The sequence below is a fragment of the Microbulbifer maximicatervae (SeqCode) genome (assembly GCF_052467325.1).
In genome coordinates this window covers 2,579,125-2,595,616 of the sequence record NZ_CP174310.1, presented here as the reverse complement: position 1 = coordinate 2,595,616, position 16,492 = coordinate 2,579,125, and the positions used below count along the sequence as shown (strand labels likewise).

Here is a 16,492-nt window from a genome sequence, read left to right as displayed (position 1 = left end):
ATGGTGTGAATTGGTGTAGATGAGAGCACTTAACTGCTGGAACTTGGTGTGATACAGGGCAGCAGCAAAATCGAGTGGAGCAGGGCTGGTAAGTGATGGTGAATCTGACTTAAGTTGAAATAACAAACATAGAATGGAATCGGTGCGGAAATATGGATATCTACGAAATGGTCGAGTCGGGAGATCTGCCAGTACCTGAGTGTGCGAAAACTCTGGGATTTGAGCTAATAAGCTATTCAAGTGAAAAAATGGAGATGAAAGCCCGATTTTTTGCCAAGGAGTCATTCTTAAACCCTGCGGGAACAATACAGGGTGGGTTTCTATGCGCAATGCTCGACGACGTAATGGGTCCTGCACTTGTATTTTCGCTGAATGTTGGTCAGTTTGCTCCGACACTAGAGCTAAAGACTCAATTTGTTCGCCCAGCTAAAGTGGGGCCAGTTGAGGGTGTTGGCAGAGTTGTATCTAGAGGTGGAACTGTCTGCTTTCTTGAAGGAGAGCTTCTTCAAAAGGGGAAACTTATTGCTAGGGCAACCGCTACCGCTTTAATAAATGGACAAAATTTATAAATCCTTGATGAAGGATGTGATGTTTTCTGAGGTAAAAATGAGTTTTGAACAAGGCATATATAGCTCCCCAGAAAGTGAGCTTTGCCCGGAGGGAAATAAGCGGGTTAGGTTGGGGAGCGTTCTTTCTATATTGGGTACTGCTCTTCAAACCCCGATTATTGTGTTCTTTTATTTGGGGATGTTGAGTTTTTGGGAAACTTCTCAGATCGCCCAATCACTTGATACATCCCCTGAAGTAATGGCAGGCATGATGAGCCAATCCCTCTCTAATTTTGTTATAGGAGGTCTATTGTCTGCTCAAGGCTTGTTGATTTCCTGTACTGCTTTGTTTTTATCGTCTTTTCGAGCTAAGTGGTTATTCTGGTATTCTTTAATACTCTCACTGATTTGGATTGGCTCTTTTCCGTTTGGGACATTATTTGGTTTGATATATCTGTTAATAATTTTGATTAAACGAAAATCGTAAATGCAGATTTGATCCATTTTTTATTCTGATTTGTTAAGTGAAGTGAAATAAATGTTAGACACTATTTGGGATTATTTTCAGCAGCGAGAAATCGATGATGCGAGATATCGAGCTCAAAATGCAAAGCAGATGGCCGCTAACCTGGAACTGGAAGTCGGTGATATTCAGGGACGTATAGATACATTAGTGTTGGCGAATCAGGCTATGTGGGAGCTTTTATCGGAAAAATTAGGGGTTACCGAGGCCGAACTTATTGAAAAAATGGGGCAGATTGATCTGCGAGATGGTAAGCGCGATGGAAAAATATCCACTGGTAACCTGAAAGAGTGCCCTTCTTGTGGCCATAAGGTGAGAAAGCAAAGGGCCAATTGTTACTGGTGTGGAACAGAGCTGACTTTATCCAGCCCGTTTATGGACTCAAAGCGGACTGATTAATTTCCCATTTGATGGAAGAACTACCAATATGGTTTTTGGCATACTTGGATAGCCACTTGGCATCATCGGATTCTTAGTTGGCGCCTTCTGATCATATACTGATTTCAAGATTAACGCTTGGGAGACAGATAGATGGAAACGGCACTTATTACTGGGGCCTCTGGTGGCATCGGCCTTGAACTGGCCAGGGTACATGCATCTAAGGGTGGAAACTTGGTTCTGGTTGCTCGGTCTGAAGGGAAGCTTTCAGCACTCAAACAGCAGCTGGAGAAGGAGTTTGGTATCCAGGCAATGGTTATTGCCGAGGACCTTTCTGACCCCATGTCCGCGCAGAGAATTTTTGAGCGAACCCAAAGTGAGGGTGTGGAGATTGGCACTCTAATTAACAATGCGGGTTTTGGTGGTCATGGTCTTTTCCATCAGAGGGATTTGGAAGCTGAGCAGGGTATGATGCAGGTGAATATGGTTTCCCTTACCAATCTCACCCACCTGTATTTAAAGGGGATGGTTGGCCGCAATAGTGGACATATTCTTAATGTTTCATCTACAGCCTCTTTTATTCCCGGCCCTTTACAGGCGGTTTACTACGCAACTAAAGCCTATGTAACTTCATTTAGCCAGGCACTGGCGGAAGAGTTGAAAGGCACAGGTGTAACAGTAACGGCTTTGTGCCCCGGTGCTGTTGCAACAGGGTTTGTGGCCGCTGGTGATCTTCAGGGTGTCGATATTTGGAAAAATGCCCGTTCGGCTGAGTCTGTTGCCAGATGTGGCTATCAGGCAATGGAGCGGGGAGATCTGGTTGCTTTTAATGAGACAGGGCTCAAGTTGTTTCTGAATTGGATAATGCCTTTACTGCCCCGTAAAATGGTACTGAAGTTTTCCCGTCAGACGATGGAAAAGTCTTAATTGCAGGCAGGTCCGGTAATGATCAAACGTGCAGCGAAATTCCTGGTACCTCCCAGCTGGAAGTTGATATTACACGATATGAATATCGATACAGCGCTGGCTTTTGCCTATGCCGGGTTACCTGCGGATCTGTTACAGCGGGAGGCTGTGACACTCTCTCCGGTGGAATATTTCCGTTTTTGGTGTGGTATTGATCGGGCCTCTAAGGATCGGCCATTACCACTTTTACTGGCGGAGCACCTTTCGGCTGAGTCGTTTGACCCTCCCATATTTGCGAGCCTGTGCAGTGCAAATCTGAATCAAGCTCTACTGCGGATACAGCAATACAAACCACTGATCGGTCCCATGGAATTGCACTTGGATATTACTGATGAGTACACCAAGCTCAATTTAGAGTGCTATGGAAGTGATGGGAATATCCCTGAAGCTTTGGGTCTGAGCGAATTAATTTTCTATATCCGCCTGGCTCGGTTGGGAACCCGGGAGGAAATTCAACCATTGGAATTGGCACTACCGCAGCTGCCTGAAGATCAAACGCCGTATCGGGAGTTTTTTGGTTGTTCAATTAAGCAGTCAGACCGGGTGAGAATTTGTTTCTCAGCGCAAGATGCACAAAAGCCATTTCTGACTGCCAATGCCCCTATGTGGGATTTCTTTGAAGGTAAATTGAGTCAACAGCTCAAGGATCTGGATAGCGAAGCCACAATGGGAGAGCGGGTAGGTTCAGTATTGATGGAGTTACTACCGGCCGGTGAGAGTTCTGTCGAAGCGGTGTCTGAACGCTTGGCTATCAGTAAAAGGACTTTGCAGCGGAAACTGGGGGAGGAAAATCAATCCTTCCAGACAGTATTGCAGGGAGTTAGATCAAGTTTGGCTGATCACTACCTCGCCAAATCCAGCCTTCATCTAGGGGAAATTTCTTTTATGCTGGGATTTAAAGAGCCCAATTCATTTATTCGAGCCTACCGGGGCTGGAAAGGAATGACACCATTGCAATACCGGGACTCTATTCACTGAATAGATCCCTTAGTTAAATACCAATGTTTGCATATCACTGTAAATTTTTGTGACCAATTTGAACCAGGAAGTTTGGTTTTAACATTTTAACAGCGATTAATTGGCTGGTCGGTCAGCAATAATTATTCCGTTGTCCGGATTCACTTCCAGAGCCCTCAATTCTCCTCCGTAGACCGCCTGGATTTTCCATCTGCCGCCTACAAATTCGATATGTGTGATGGGGTTGAACCCTAGACCATGCAGTTTCGCTTTAATAGTGGATAAGTCCAAGGCAATGACCGAGGGTTCTGCTCCGTAAAGGTCGGGGCTGTCGTAGATGGGGGCGGGTTTATTGGGATCGAGGCCGGGGGGGATTGGGTTAGTGAGATTGCCAACTAAAGCTATGGCGGTAAGAAAAATCATCTACGGCTCCAAACTGCTAACAAGCCATAGTTTTAGTTTGGACTAGGGATTATCGCAGTGCCAGCGGGCTGTAGTGATTTCGGTCTTACCTGAGCGCGATTATAGCAGCGGATGGCCCGGCTACAGGATGTAGCCGGGCCATAAAAATACTAGCGGGTAAGTTTTAGCATAAAGTCGATAACACGAGTTGAGAGTTTGCCATAGGGAGGCCGCAGTAATTTTAATAGATCGATTGGGCCCTGATAGAAGATGGGGCGAAGTTTAGAGAAGGTCAGAAATCCCTCGTAGCCATGGTAGTGACCCATACCGCTTTCACCAACGCCGCCAAATGGAATATCGTGCTGGCCAACGTGCAGTACACAATTATTTACCGATACGCCTCCGGACATTACTTTGTTGATATATAAATCTTGTAAGGTTTTGTCGTGAGTGTAAGGGTAAATTGCCAGGGGTCTAGGGCGAGCATTAATATAATCAATAACTTCCTCTGGCTTGGAGTAAGTGATAATCGGCAATAGAGGGCCAAAAATCTCACGCTGCATTGCCAGCATCTCGCCGTCTACGTTGCTCAGGATATGTGGGGGAAATTTTCGCAGTTTATTGTCCCTATCCAATTTGCCAGCACTTAAATCTATGGCATTAGCACCCTTAGCCTTGGCGTCATCCAGGGTTGCCCAGATTCGCTGGTAAGATGTGTCGTCGATAATAGAAGTGTAATCCTGGCCATCTAAGTCGGGGTAGCGCTTCTGAACATAATGTTTTGCGTGCTCGATAAACTCTTCAAGATGCTCCTCCGGCAAGAAAAGATAATCCACGTTGACACAGATCTGCCCGGCGTTTACCAGCTTCCAGTAAATTAGCTGCTCGGCGGCTTTCTTAACCGGGTAATCCGGGCCAACAATTGCCGGTGATTTACCACCAAGCTCCAATGTGACTGGAGTCAGGTTTTCTGCGGCGGAGCGCATTACTGCACGGCCTGTATTACTGGATCCGGTAAAAATTAAGTGATCGAATTTAAGGCTGGAAAACACCGGGCCTATTTCATCGGCATCGGGAATAAAAACCAGCTTTTCTTCTGGGAAGTATTGTTCACAGACTTTACTGAGTAATTCTGCAAGGTGCTTGGAATTGGTGGACATCTTGACCATCGCCTGATTGCCTGCGGCGAAAATATTGGTCAGTGGTGAAAAGCTTAAGTTTATTGGGAAGTTCCACGGCACTATGACGCCAATTACCCCCAGAGGTTGTGGGACCACACGATTTTTAGAGAGGGGATAGGATTTAAAATCTGTATGGCGCCCTCTGGGTTTCATCCACTTCTTTAAGCGCTTGATAGCCTCTTTAATACCGGAGAGCGCTGGGTAGATATCGTAGAGCAGTATCTCTTCCCTGGCTCGATTGCCGTAGTCGTTTCTGATCGCCTGGATAATCGGCTCCTGCTGTTCACGCAGGAGCTGGGCAAGGGTTCTAAGATCCTGCACACGTTGCTGATAGCTGGGAGCCGGGTTGGCCAGGTAGGCACTGCGCTGTTTGTCCAGAGTGTTTTGCAGTACCGCTTTGTCTGCATCCTGCCGGGTCAGGGTTTGTGTTGTCATTTTATTATCCTGTGGCGTTGATCTCAGAAAGACTAAACGAAATTGAATCGGAGTGATTGACCAATCCGGTAAATTCCTTTGATGATCGGATAACAAATTTTATCCGGGGTATGGCCAAGTTTGTTTTGCCATCGCAATTTATGGCGCGGATTGCATCACAATGTTCAAGCAGAATAGGTTAGGGCCGGCTTTGGCAGCCGGCCCTGGCAGGATAGCTCGGAATGAGGACGCTAATCCTTAATCGTTGTCCGGTTTTTCCGACAAAACTTCCGCAGAGTTGGGGTCTACGTGCAAGTCGTACTTTTGGTCACCCTTATAGGCTTCAATCTTCCACTTACCCTTGTCCAGATCGACCTCAACAATTGGGGTGTAGCCCTGCTGTTCCAATTTGGTCAATACGGTGGAAAGGGCCATAGCTCCGGGTGGGGGCTTTTCTTTGGCGAGTGCATAGGGTAGTGCTGTTGCGGCGATAAAGGCCAGCAACAACTTGCTGATAGGCTGCATGGTGCTATTACCTCGCTGTCTATTTGCTAAATCGCAGTATCCTATGAATCAAATCTTCCCTTAACCGAGCGATCGGTATTTCCAAACTGTAAAATAAAAACTGATGCGTCTGCGTTTGGTCTCCAGGCACTTATAACGGGTTTTGTGGACTGCCCTCGGTAAGATGCTTCTGGATAGCCTCGCACCACTCCATTCCTCCGGGTTTGAGACCGTTGGTATTGGCTCCGCTGAGCCGGGTGATGGCTGTGAACCACTCCTCACTACCGGTAGTCGGCATACCGGACGGGTATAGTTTCGCCATATCGCCATTTTGCTGGGCAAGCACTTGCTGTTGAACCCAGGCAAACCATTCCGGGGTGCATATAGCTGCAGCTTTCTTTTCCGCTTCCGCTCCATTGCCCGGTGGGGCAATGGGCTCCTTCATGGCGCTGGTAGCCGACTCATCTGCAGGAGGGGTTGCAGGTGACTTGGAGTCCTTCGGGCCCCCACAGCTGCAGAGGACAAAGATCAGTGCTATTAAAGGGCCAAAGCGGTACATAGGACCTCTATGGGTGGCGGTATCAAGCCTAAGCATAGGAGGAAATTGACGACTTTGCCTTATCGCCTTAGGTCATATGTATTTTTATTGACATTGCCATTAAATCAAATGAGAATGTTTCTCGTTTAATCCAAGGGTGATCTACGATAATGTCTACCAGAGCTCTATTTCAAAAAGTGCTGGCTGTAGCCGGCTTGTTGGGTGCTGTGGGTGCCAGTGCGGCCGAGCAGGTAAATATCTACTCTTACCGACAGCCTTTCCTTATAGAGCCGATCTTAAAGGAGTTCACCGAAAAAACCGGTATTGAGGCCAAAGTGGTCTACGCCAGCAAAGGCTTGAACGAGCGTTTGCAAAGGGAAGGGCGCAACAGCCCCGCTGACCTGGTCCTGACTTCCAATACCAGCAGCCTGATGGATCTGCTTAATAAGCAGCTGACCCAACCGGTAAGCAGTGAAATCCTGGAAGACAATATCCCATCACAATTTCGCGATAAGGCCGGCAACTGGTTCGGCCTGACCACCCGGGCGCGTTTGATCTACGCCTCCAAAGACCGCGTTAAGCCCGGTGAAATTACTCGCTACGAAGAGTTGGTAGACCCTAAGTGGAAGGGCCGAATTTGTACTCGTAGCGGCAAGCACCCCTATACCTTGTCCCTGATCGCCTCCATGATCGCCCATCACGGTGAAGCAGAAACCAAAGAGTGGCTGCAAGGTGTGAAAGCGAATCTGGCGCGTAAGCCCCAGGGTAATGACCGCGCTCAGGTTAAAGCTATTAGCGAAGGTGTCTGCGACCTTTCCCTGGGTAACAGCTACTACTTCGGTAAAATGATTACCAATAAGGAGCAGCCGGAGCAGGTTGATTGGGCCAAGTCTGTAAACCTGGTCTTCCCTAACCAGAAAGATCGCGGTACCCATATGTTTATTTCCGGTGCGGCGCTGACCAAGCATGCCCCCAACCGTGAAAATGCCGTTAAACTGCTGGAATTCCTCAGCGGCGCCGATGCTCAATACTCTTACGCCGAGAAAAACTTTGAATTCCCGGTACGCCCTGGCACTGCCCGCTCTGAGTTGATTAAGGAGTATATGGGTGAGTTTAAGGAAGACGATCTGAGTCTCACGGAGATCGGTTCCTACGTTCCAGCGGCTTCCCGTATGGTTGATGAAGTACGCTTTGACTTTTAGAATGGTTAACTGAATGGGAATTGCTGCCGAGTAAATTGGCAGCACTATCTCAGCCTTATTCGAACGGCCCTGTCGAGAGACCAGGGCCGTTCTTTTATAATGAGCTTTTGATTCCTTAATCCATGCTAAACCGAGCCAACTTATCAGCTTCCCGCTGGCTGCTACTGGTAGCTACTATCTCCCTTCTGGTAGCTCTGCCAGTGCTATCCATTTTTTGGTTGGCATTTTTCCCTGAAGAAAATATCTGGCCGCACCTGGTGGACACGGTGTTGTTTCACTATGTGTCCTCCACATTGATTCTGGCTGGCGGTGTCGGTTTGGTAACACTGATAACAGGCGTGGGCAGTGCCTGGCTGGTGAGCATGTGCCAGTTCCCCGGGCGTCGTTTGTTTGAGTGGGGGCTGTTATTGCCGTTTGCTGTTCCCGCCTATGTGATTGCCTACGTTTACACGGACTTGCTGGAATATGCGGGCCCTGTGCAAAAGTCCCTGCGCGCCTGGTTCGGTTGGCAGACAGCCAGGGATTACTGGTTCCCGGAGATCCGTAGCATGGGTGGGGCGATTGCCATGCTGTCACTGGTGCTCTTCCCTTATGTTTATATGCTCGCTCGGGCAGCCTTTATCGAGCAGTGCGGCAGTATACGTGCCGCGAGCCGGTCATTGGGCTGTACGCCTTGGCAGAGCTTCTTGCGCGTATCCCTGCCAATGGCACGCCCGGCAATTGCGGTGGGTTTATCACTGGTGTTGATGGAAACCCTGAATGACTTCGGCACTGTGGACTTCTTTGCCGTACGCACCTTGAGTGTCGGGATTTACGATACCTGGTTGAGCCACGGCAATTTAGGAGGCGCGGCGCAAATTGCCTGTAGCACTCTGATTTTTGTTGTTCTGTTAATTACGCTGGAGCGAATGGGGCGGGCGAGACAGAAGCACTTTGTACAATCGCCAAATTCCCAGCGTGAACGCTATATATTACGCGGCTGGCGATCCGGTGTAGCCCTGTTGTTCTGCGGATTACTGTTGGTGGCCGGTTTTATTATTCCCCTGCTGGTTCTGGGAAGTTACGCACTCAGTAATTTCTCCAGCTATTGGAGCGAGGATTTTATACAGATCGCCAGCAATAGCTTGTTGCTGTCAATCGCAGCGGCACTGGTCTCTGTACTGCTGGGCTTACTGTTGGCTTACGGTAAGCGGCTGCAACCCAAAAGATCTGTGCGGCTCTTGGTCGGCTTTTCCAAGCTGGGTTATGCAATGCCCGGGGCAGTACTGGCGATTGGTGTCCTGATTCCCCTGGCCGCTTTTGATAATGCGGTGGATGGTTTTTTACGTGAACACTTTGATATCTCCATAGGGCTGCTGTTAAGCGGCAGTATTTTCGCCATTATTTTTGCCTACACGGTGCGCTTCCTGGCAGTGTCCACAGGGGCCATAGAATCCAGCCTGGAGAAAGTAACCCCTTCAATGGATCGCGCTGCCCGCTCCCTGGGACGCAATAGCTGGCAAACCCTGTGGGCTGTACATCTACCTTTGGTGCGTACAGGTCTACTAACGGGTGGCTTGGTGGTCTTTGTGGATTGTATGAAAGAACTGCCGGCGACTTTGTTACTGCGCCCCTTTGGCTTTGACACCCTGGCGACTTATGTTTATCAGTTCGCTTCCGATGAGATGCTGGAGCGCTCGGCTCTAGGGGCTTTATTGATTGTCCTGGTGGGATTGATACCGGTGATTTTACTAAGCCGTTCCATTGGTTGGCGCAGAGGTGAGGAGCGCACAGCCGTGGCGGACTCAGAAGCGCCCGCCCTGTCCTGATAGCTTTTATCGGGCTTGGTCAAACACCAGAGCAGAGGAAAGGTGCAGGGGAAGTTTATCACCGGGAGCGGCTTGAATATCTGCATTCAAAGCGGCCTCGACAGTTTCCCCTGCAGCTAACTGAAAGCGATAGCTCACCTGGTTGCCGAGAAAATTCTTTTCCACAACCTGAGCCATCACAGCACCGGGATGTTCGCCTGCGGCAATATCCTCACTGCGCACAAACAGTTCGAGCTGATCTCCACTTTCGTATGCAGCTGTCGGCACCTTCACTTCCCCCAGAGGGGTACTGATCAGGCCATTGCCCACAACAGTACCGGAAATGATATTCCCTTCACTGACAATCCTTGCTACTGCCAAATTTCTAGGTGTTTGATAAGTGTCCTGTGGGCTGTCCCACTGCTGTAATTGGCCTTGGCTGAGCACTCCCAGCTTATCTCCGGCAATAAAGGCCTCGTGGCGGTCGTGGGTAACAATAATCGCTGGGATCTTCTCTTCGCGCAGTATATGGCGGACTTCGGCGGCGAGACTGCGGCGCAACTCGGTATCCAGGTTGGAGAAGGGCTCATCCAAAAGTAACAGCTTGGGGCGCGGTGCCAGTGCCCGAGCCAGAGCGACACGCTGCTGCTGACCGCCAGAGAGCTGATGTGGGTACTGTTGCCCGAAGCCTTCCAGGCGCACTAACTTTAGTAAAGACTGGGTGCGGGATAGCCGCTTGCTTTTCGGCATTGACTGGATACCGAAGGCAATATTCTGTTCAACGGTAAGATGTGGGAAGAGGGCGTAGTCCTGAAATACCACCCCAATTTTCCGTTGCTCTGCGGGAATCTGTTTCTCACGGGAGGAAATCACTTCCCCGGATAACTGGATACTCCCCGCTGCGACCGGCTGAAAACCAGCGATGGCGTGCAGCAGCGTTGTCTTGCCACAGCCGCTGGGACCCAACAAACAGGCAATTTCCCCCGCCTGTAAGGCAAAGGAAACTGATTCGATAACTACCTGCTCACCGTAGCGGCACTGTAGATTTTCTATAGAGAGTATGGGGTGCACGGGATTTCCGGTAGTTTGCTTTTTCGACACTTCAAATAATCTTCAGAGCTAAAGATGGAATCAGTAACCAGATAATACCTAATTTGAGTTATCAGAAGCTAATTTTAACAGTGCCAGAGGGGAAGATATAGCTAAGGAGCCACTGAATAACTCTGCAAACCCCGAAGGGCAAAACTGCTGCGTTGCCGCCTTCAGGGTTCGCAGAGCCATTACGGAGTTGCTCAGAGTCTCCTTCAATACTCACTGTAAATTTACAATGATTAATCCTTATGCTGAATTCCCATAGGATTTTCAGTCTTACTTAATTCTATTCTATGTAAATATTGCTTCAATTGTGGCTGAAGCTTGAGTTTGTATGATTCTACGGTATGGCCTTGCATCATTTTCACTATGTTGCTGCAAAATACCTCGGGATTCTTATCCTTAATTTGAACCAGCATATTCTCGCCAAGTTTAGATATCATTTCCCTGGTTTGTAAGGCTTGGCTTTCGGGGATGCTAGGTTTTTTTAGTTCATCAGAATTAAAATGTTCTTCTTCCATGAGTAGTAATATCGCTTCCCTGGAAATTTTAGAGAAGTGCGAAAAAGAAGATTCAATCTCAACCTTCTTATCTGGAACGTTTTCTTTGCAGTAGTCAAATATTGGTTTTGTTTGCTCTATCTGAATCATTGAAAACATATCAATGCCACTTACTAGCTTTTCCTCCTCAGCTCGAGCAAAAGTTGATAATAGAATAAGTACAGGTAAGAGTATCAGTTTTTTCATGTGTTTCTCTTGGCTGTTAAGTTAATATTGATATGGGCTTAATGCCCCCGCAACGATATTTGTAGAACTTAAATTTAATTGTGAAAGTGGTGAACCAAAATAAGGTCTGGAATAAGTATAAATTTACAGTTTTTTGGTCTCTATGTAATGTGCTCACCATGCTTCCCAATACTTGAAAATTTTCATAGCTTTACTGTTTTTATCCAAAATAGAGTTTTAGGCTAACTTGTGGAAACCATGTTAATACCTGTTAAATCTAGACACTTAACTTAAGCTGTTTCATCGTTACGCCTTGAGAATAGTATGTATTGTGGTGCATATTAACAAACTATGGGTGGGGTTAAAATCTTGGTTTCGGATAATAAGCGCAATTGGTAAGGGCTAAGTTGGTAGGGAGCCTCTCCCGGCCAAGAGAAAGGCACTGATGAACTACTACCAGCTGAGCGAGAATGAACGATTCCAGACGGAGGACACTCTCAAAAAGCAATAGCAAAAGTGTAAGAGGTACACCCCTTAACAATCGGCCGAGAGCTGCGACAGAATATAGGCATGCGATGATATCTAAGCATATAAGCTCTCGAAGCTAAGACGCCAGAAAGCATATAACGCGTAAAAAGTAACCGATGCTGTGTAGCAACCAATAGATATCCAAACTCGGAAAGAATTAAGTCTCAGCAGACTGTAAGCTATTTAAAAAATATATGGGTGTATCACTCCATGATGATACGATCTACAAAATAATTTATTTAGATCAGGCAAATGGTGGAGGCTTATACAAGCACTTTAGGAATGCATCAAAGCCCCGCAGTAAGCGCTACAGTAAGTATGATTGACGCGGAAAGATTAAAAGTAGAGTGAGCAAAGATAAAATCATAAAAATTACTATTCGATAATGGTCTTGAATTCGCTGATCATGAAACGATCGTAAAAGGTTTAGAGGCTGATATTTTTTACACATCTATATTCATCCTGCGAGAGTGACTAATTTAAATGATAACGGCCACATTCGAAAGTATTTCCCAAGGGATACCGACCGTAATAAAATAATAGACGAGCAAATTCAATCTTTAATGGATTGGCTGAATAGTAGACCAAGAGCGAGTCGAGATGGAAAGTCACCGAATGAGTTTTTCATGGGGCTGTAAAATGATCTGCTTGCAGTGTAAAAGGGTTGCGCTTAATGCTTGAAGCTAGGGGAGATGTGCACCTGCTTTTAAATGTACACGTCGTATTCAATATTAAGGCCGTATTTTACTAATTTTTCCATCTGTTCTGTATCTAATTTTGGCCCACCGTGCCCACTTTTGGAACGCCAGTAGCAGCTAATATATACGTTATCAACCAACTTGGTGACTTGGTTTAAAGGGCTTTCTTTTCCGTCTATTAGCCTGAATAGCCAGTGAAGGTGTGCTCGAGAATCTAGTGAATCAACTTTACCCTCACTTGTTAGAAACCAACCGTTTAAAATTGCAGGTCTTTTACGGCCATTTACAGTTTTTCCCTTGTAGATTTTATCTGATGCTTTAATACCAAGTATTTCTGTTACCACGTCAGGTGATATTTCTCCGCAGTATATTCTTAGAGTTATATAAGTTTCGTCGCATGTTGGATAATCGTCTACAAATTTCATAATCAACTTAGTAGCTTAGCTTATGCTCTGGGGTAGTTGGGCTTAAATGGTTGTGTGAGAAGGTAGGCAAAACTAGATTTCTCTTACAAAGTATTGTTACTCATATTTGTGGAATATAGTTTTTCCGAGAAGATATACAGGAATGACATAGAAATAGCCTATAATAATTGAACATAGCATAAAGAATATCGTTACTGCGATTGCTTCAAAAGCCATGTCTATATACGGCCCATTCTTATAAATAGTTGCTCCAAATGAGAAGGTAAGACAAATGCTGCCCGTGAAAAATGAGAACTTCAACGGTGCTCTAAGCATATACCTCTCAATTTCGTTACTGGTTTTATTTCTTGTTGAATAGAGAAAGTAGACTGCAAAAAGAAGAAAAAATGGTGCTCCAAGTAATGTATACATCGCAATGGAAATAGACCAATAACTGTCAACCAATAAGAATAAAAAAGGGGCAGTCAGAGGCGCTAGTGTACAAATTCTATAAAAGTTACATTTTTTCATTCGGAAAATGCCAAGAGCACTTGTAGCAGAATCAATGCTACGTAGAGGTTTTGATATGCTTTTTTAGAAGAGGGTATCTGCCAATGCGTTAACAATAGACATGGTATGTAAATACACCGGCACACATAAAACTCCTATGAAAATGTACATACTGCGAGCGGTCTTCCGAGGTGACACCAGCTCATAGGGTGAAAAACACAATTGTTATACAATTCTCTCTACTCTCCAAGGCGGATCTAGACGATTCTTACCGGCCCAATATAGTTTGATTTTGTTGCCGGAAGGGTCGTGAATTATTGCTTCTCTCCAGAGGTACTGCATATCCATTGGTTCTTGATCGAATTCGAAACCCTTTTCTTTTAGATCAGATACTAGCTTGTCAAGTTGATTGCTTTCGAAGTATATGACACAACCATTTATGTATTTTCCTTCTTCAAGTGATAGGGAAAAGCTAGCTTCCCCGTCAGGGCACTCAAATCGCGAATAATGAGGCGTGTCTACTATTTGTAAGAACCCCATACGTCTATAAAAATCTGTCGCTACTTCCATATTTGATACGGGTAAAGTTACCTGATTTAATTTCATTATTCTATCCTTAAGTTTATATAAAATTTAACGAATGGGCTGTAATGCAAAGGCGAAGCTGAGAAATGGAAGTCCAGCCAGAACTTCTCTCAAGACTGAGCTAGATCGATAAATGGGATGAATACTAAGAAAAACGATAGAACGTTCTTCATGGTATGTTTGTGCATAACGTCCACAGGATGGACGAAGAGTATAGCCATGAGTCCAGTCCATAGGGCATGCATAGCTACATTTACTGAGTGTCTCGCATGTATTCACTGAATGACCTCCACTTTACTGCAGGCTCCAAATTACCTTCGTAGTAGTGCCACACTGCTGGGTTTTCGTTTCCATCACATACAAAATACATGAATTGATAACCTTGATGCATCAGAAATACAAAGCTTTTTTGCGGTAGTTTAAAATTAGAATTATCTTCTTCTAATAACTCCTGAGCCCATACTTGTAATTCAGATAATCTAGGAAAATCTACGTCGGTTCCGATGAGGCTTTTAACTTTATGGCCTCCGTGCTTGTACCATTCAACGTACTTCCTTGGAAGCACAATATCATACTTCTTTTCCAGATTCCTGAGAGTACCCATATCCAACACACCTGACGAGGTTTTAGAGAAATTTACCCATATTTTAATCGTATTTCGAAGTGAAAAATAGCACACTCATCAGTGAAAACTAAACCAGGATTCACTTGGAATCATCATTTATGATAAAGATTTGATCATTTCTGAGGAGGCAAAGATACACATTGGTCTTTTGCTACTTGAACACCATGAGAAGCGGCCGTATTGTTGCAGCAGAGCTATGGTCTGAAGGCCCAATCCATGTAGAGGATGATGTTGCTTTTCGGTACCAAGACTGATTCTCTAATTGTATCTTATAATTGTCCTATTTATAGTGAGTAAGCTGAACCAATTGCCCTTAATATCCACCCAACTTATATCTTGGTATGGGCAAAGTATTGCTTCTACAGAGTGACGCGCATTTTGGTTGCCCGGCGGAGGCCACTTGTGGCCGGAGCGTAGTTAAGAATTTTGTTCTGTATACTCTCTACGCATCTAATAAATACAGGTACTATCTCTGTTTGAAAAAATTATATAAGAATTTACTTTTCCGAAGGGTTAAGTCGCAAAGTCCCCATCTTCATTGTGTCGCTTCTTCTAAATAATCATATATGTCGCTGTATATAGTAGTATCTAATTGAAATGACATTTTCGATTTTTGACTCATGATATAATTGGCTCCCGATTAACTTGCCGTATTCACCTAGCTTCGCATGAAGCTGCAAAGAAGACTCTTGATCTGTGAATCTGATACATATGTTTATAAAGGGGAATTCTTGGAAAGCACAAAGGGCATTAAGTTTCCTTGATTCTTAATCTATGGCAGGCGAAAAATAGTTAATATCACCCCTATCTTTATAATCAAATTAATTTTCCTCTCAGAGTTATGAGACTTGTTTTCTTGTCTTTGATTTGTGATTGTTTATTATTAGAAAATAAATCCATAAAGTCGATATCGCAGCAAAGAAACACCAAGTTGATACCCATGTTTCCTTCTGAGTGAAGAAGGTGATAAGTCCGAATAGCATGACAAGCGCCCAAAACTTTCTAAATAGACGGTCGCTGGACAATAAGAATAAAACACCGAGTGAGGCATAAATAATATCTCGTGCTATAACGGATAATAAGCCGCCACCGGACACTTTATAGCAAAGGCTATGTCCACATACATCTGTTTGTATTAGGTGCCTTGGTCCTGTTTCTAGTAGAACTGGTATCCAGAGATATAAGCCGAAAACAAAGCCTATAATTATCAATGCGATAAAAAAAACTCTTTTCCATGTTTTTGTTTCTAGGCTATAGGCTACGATTGGTATCCAGGTAAGCCAAAAAAAGAAGGCAAAAAATAAAAACAAAATGGAAGATAATGCTGTCAATGTGAATAAATTCTCATTGTGCCCAATCCATACAACGCCTTCAGTCGCTTGTTGCAGGGCAAAAAGGATAGGAGTGATCGCGAGTAATAAATAAGTTTTATCATTTTTTATCGCATGTGCTGTACATAAAGCTCCGCCGACAAGAAGCAGTGTTGCTGATCCGAATGAAGCTGTGGCTGAAAAACACATTGTGATTTTCTCTATATATAAAATATCGTGATTTTAGCCAGAGTCTTATAACTTAATGCACTGTATAACAATAGCCATAATCTAAATAATCAGTTGAATCTCGCTGATCTGGACTAAGTGTTTGATTTAGTCTTTGATGACTATTTTAGCTCAATACTGCCAATTTACCTTATGAGTGAAGCCGAAAATATCCATAAAGATAGATCTAGTTTGTCTGTGATGTAGGTAAAGCCTATCCCGAATGGTAATAACAGGCCAGTGTGGCACCGCTGGGCCAATCGCTGCTTTCTATTCAGCTATCATTGTTGGCCATTGTTGTGGCTATAGACTGAGGATTGACCGTTATGTGTTGGAGTAATAATTCTCTCACGAAGTTATCAGTACTCTCTGGTCATCTATATCACG

17 protein-coding genes are annotated in these 16,492 nt (G+C 45.1%); 7 read left to right on the top strand and 10 right to left on the bottom strand.

The window, feature by feature from the left end; translation table 11 throughout:
- The first annotated feature begins 152 nt into the window (after window positions 1-152).
- The 5 genes from ACJJIE_RS11675 (at window position 153) to ACJJIE_RS11655 (ending at window position 3,393) form a co-directional block, all read left to right on the top strand.
- Window positions 153-569: a PaaI family thioesterase gene (locus tag ACJJIE_RS11675; RefSeq protein ID WP_444894723.1), complete on the top strand. Its 417-nt coding sequence runs from the start codon at window positions 153-155 to the stop codon at window positions 567-569.
- A complete protein-coding gene (locus ACJJIE_RS11670; protein WP_444894722.1) occupies window positions 553-1,035 on the top strand; it encodes a hypothetical protein in 483 nt (160 codons plus the stop codon). The genes ACJJIE_RS11675 and ACJJIE_RS11670 overlap by 17 nt, the downstream gene beginning before the upstream one ends.
- A gap of 51 nt (window positions 1,036-1,086) precedes the next feature.
- On the top strand, window positions 1,087-1,470 hold the full coding sequence (locus tag ACJJIE_RS11665) for a zinc ribbon domain-containing protein (protein ID WP_444894721.1): 384 nt from the start codon (window positions 1,087-1,089) through the stop codon (window positions 1,468-1,470).
- 132 nt (window positions 1,471-1,602) lie between these two features.
- Complete coding sequence (locus tag ACJJIE_RS11660) at window positions 1,603-2,376, top strand: SDR family NAD(P)-dependent oxidoreductase (RefSeq protein ID WP_444894720.1); 774 nt, start codon at window positions 1,603-1,605, stop codon at window positions 2,374-2,376.
- Between the two features lie 18 nt (window positions 2,377-2,394).
- Window positions 2,395-3,393: an AraC family transcriptional regulator gene (locus ACJJIE_RS11655; protein WP_444894719.1), complete on the top strand. Its 999-nt coding sequence runs from the start codon at window positions 2,395-2,397 to the stop codon at window positions 3,391-3,393.
- Between the two features lie 96 nt (window positions 3,394-3,489).
- Here the strand turns inward: ACJJIE_RS11655 and ACJJIE_RS11650 are convergent, their stop codons facing one another.
- The 4 genes from ACJJIE_RS11650 to ACJJIE_RS11635 all read right to left on the bottom strand — a co-directional run bounded on the left by ACJJIE_RS11650 (window position 3,490) and on the right by ACJJIE_RS11635 (window position 6,432).
- Complete coding sequence (locus ACJJIE_RS11650) at window positions 3,490-3,795, bottom strand: hypothetical protein (RefSeq protein ID WP_413664728.1); 306 nt, start codon at window positions 3,793-3,795, stop codon at window positions 3,490-3,492.
- 149 nt (window positions 3,796-3,944) lie between these two features.
- The gene (locus ACJJIE_RS11645) at window positions 3,945-5,390 is read right to left on the bottom strand and encodes a coniferyl aldehyde dehydrogenase (RefSeq protein WP_444894718.1); all 1,446 of its coding nucleotides are present in this window, start codon (window positions 5,388-5,390) and stop codon (window positions 3,945-3,947) included.
- A 237-nt stretch (window positions 5,391-5,627) separates the two neighbouring features.
- Window positions 5,628-5,894 (bottom strand): PepSY domain-containing protein, encoded by a 267-nt coding sequence (locus ACJJIE_RS11640; RefSeq protein WP_282931601.1) that lies wholly within the window; start codon window positions 5,892-5,894, stop codon window positions 5,628-5,630.
- A gap of 130 nt (window positions 5,895-6,024) precedes the next feature.
- Complete coding sequence (locus tag ACJJIE_RS11635; RefSeq protein WP_444894717.1) at window positions 6,025-6,432, bottom strand: hypothetical protein; 408 nt, start codon at window positions 6,430-6,432, stop codon at window positions 6,025-6,027.
- Between the two features lie 149 nt (window positions 6,433-6,581).
- On the opposite strand from ACJJIE_RS11635, the gene ACJJIE_RS11630 reads away from it, so the two are divergent.
- Window positions 6,582-7,613 carry a Fe(3+) ABC transporter substrate-binding protein gene (locus ACJJIE_RS11630; protein ID WP_282931603.1) on the top strand — a complete coding sequence of 344 codons (1,032 nt, stop codon included), beginning with the start codon at window positions 6,582-6,584 and terminating at the stop codon, window positions 7,611-7,613.
- Window positions 7,614-7,735: 122 nt separating this feature from the next.
- Window positions 7,736-9,421: an ABC transporter permease gene (locus ACJJIE_RS11625; protein ID WP_444894716.1), complete on the top strand. Its 1,686-nt coding sequence runs from the start codon at window positions 7,736-7,738 to the stop codon at window positions 9,419-9,421.
- A 6-nt stretch (window positions 9,422-9,427) separates the two neighbouring features.
- Here ACJJIE_RS11625 and ACJJIE_RS11620 read toward each other — a convergent pair whose 3' ends face one another.
- From ACJJIE_RS11620 to ACJJIE_RS11595, 6 genes are all read right to left on the bottom strand, one after another.
- On the bottom strand, window positions 9,428-10,501 hold the full coding sequence (locus ACJJIE_RS11620) for an ABC transporter ATP-binding protein (protein ID WP_444894715.1): 1,074 nt from the start codon (window positions 10,499-10,501) through the stop codon (window positions 9,428-9,430).
- Between the two features lie 230 nt (window positions 10,502-10,731).
- On the bottom strand, window positions 10,732-11,238 hold the full coding sequence (locus ACJJIE_RS11615; protein ID WP_444894714.1) for a hypothetical protein: 507 nt from the start codon (window positions 11,236-11,238) through the stop codon (window positions 10,732-10,734).
- 1,213 nt (window positions 11,239-12,451) lie between these two features.
- On the bottom strand, window positions 12,452-12,868 hold the full coding sequence (locus tag ACJJIE_RS11610; RefSeq protein WP_282931607.1) for a DUF4279 domain-containing protein: 417 nt from the start codon (window positions 12,866-12,868) through the stop codon (window positions 12,452-12,454).
- A 714-nt stretch (window positions 12,869-13,582) separates the two neighbouring features.
- Window positions 13,583-13,963, bottom strand: a complete 381-nt coding sequence (locus ACJJIE_RS11605) for a VOC family protein (RefSeq protein ID WP_444894713.1) — start codon at window positions 13,961-13,963, stop codon at window positions 13,583-13,585.
- 232 nt (window positions 13,964-14,195) lie between these two features.
- Window positions 14,196-14,546: an SMI1/KNR4 family protein gene (locus tag ACJJIE_RS11600; protein WP_282931609.1), complete on the bottom strand. Its 351-nt coding sequence runs from the start codon at window positions 14,544-14,546 to the stop codon at window positions 14,196-14,198.
- A gap of 860 nt (window positions 14,547-15,406) precedes the next feature.
- The gene (locus ACJJIE_RS11595; protein WP_444894712.1) at window positions 15,407-16,087 is read right to left on the bottom strand and encodes a DUF6629 family protein; all 681 of its coding nucleotides are present in this window, start codon (window positions 16,085-16,087) and stop codon (window positions 15,407-15,409) included.
- Window positions 16,088-16,492: the final 405 nt, after the last annotated feature.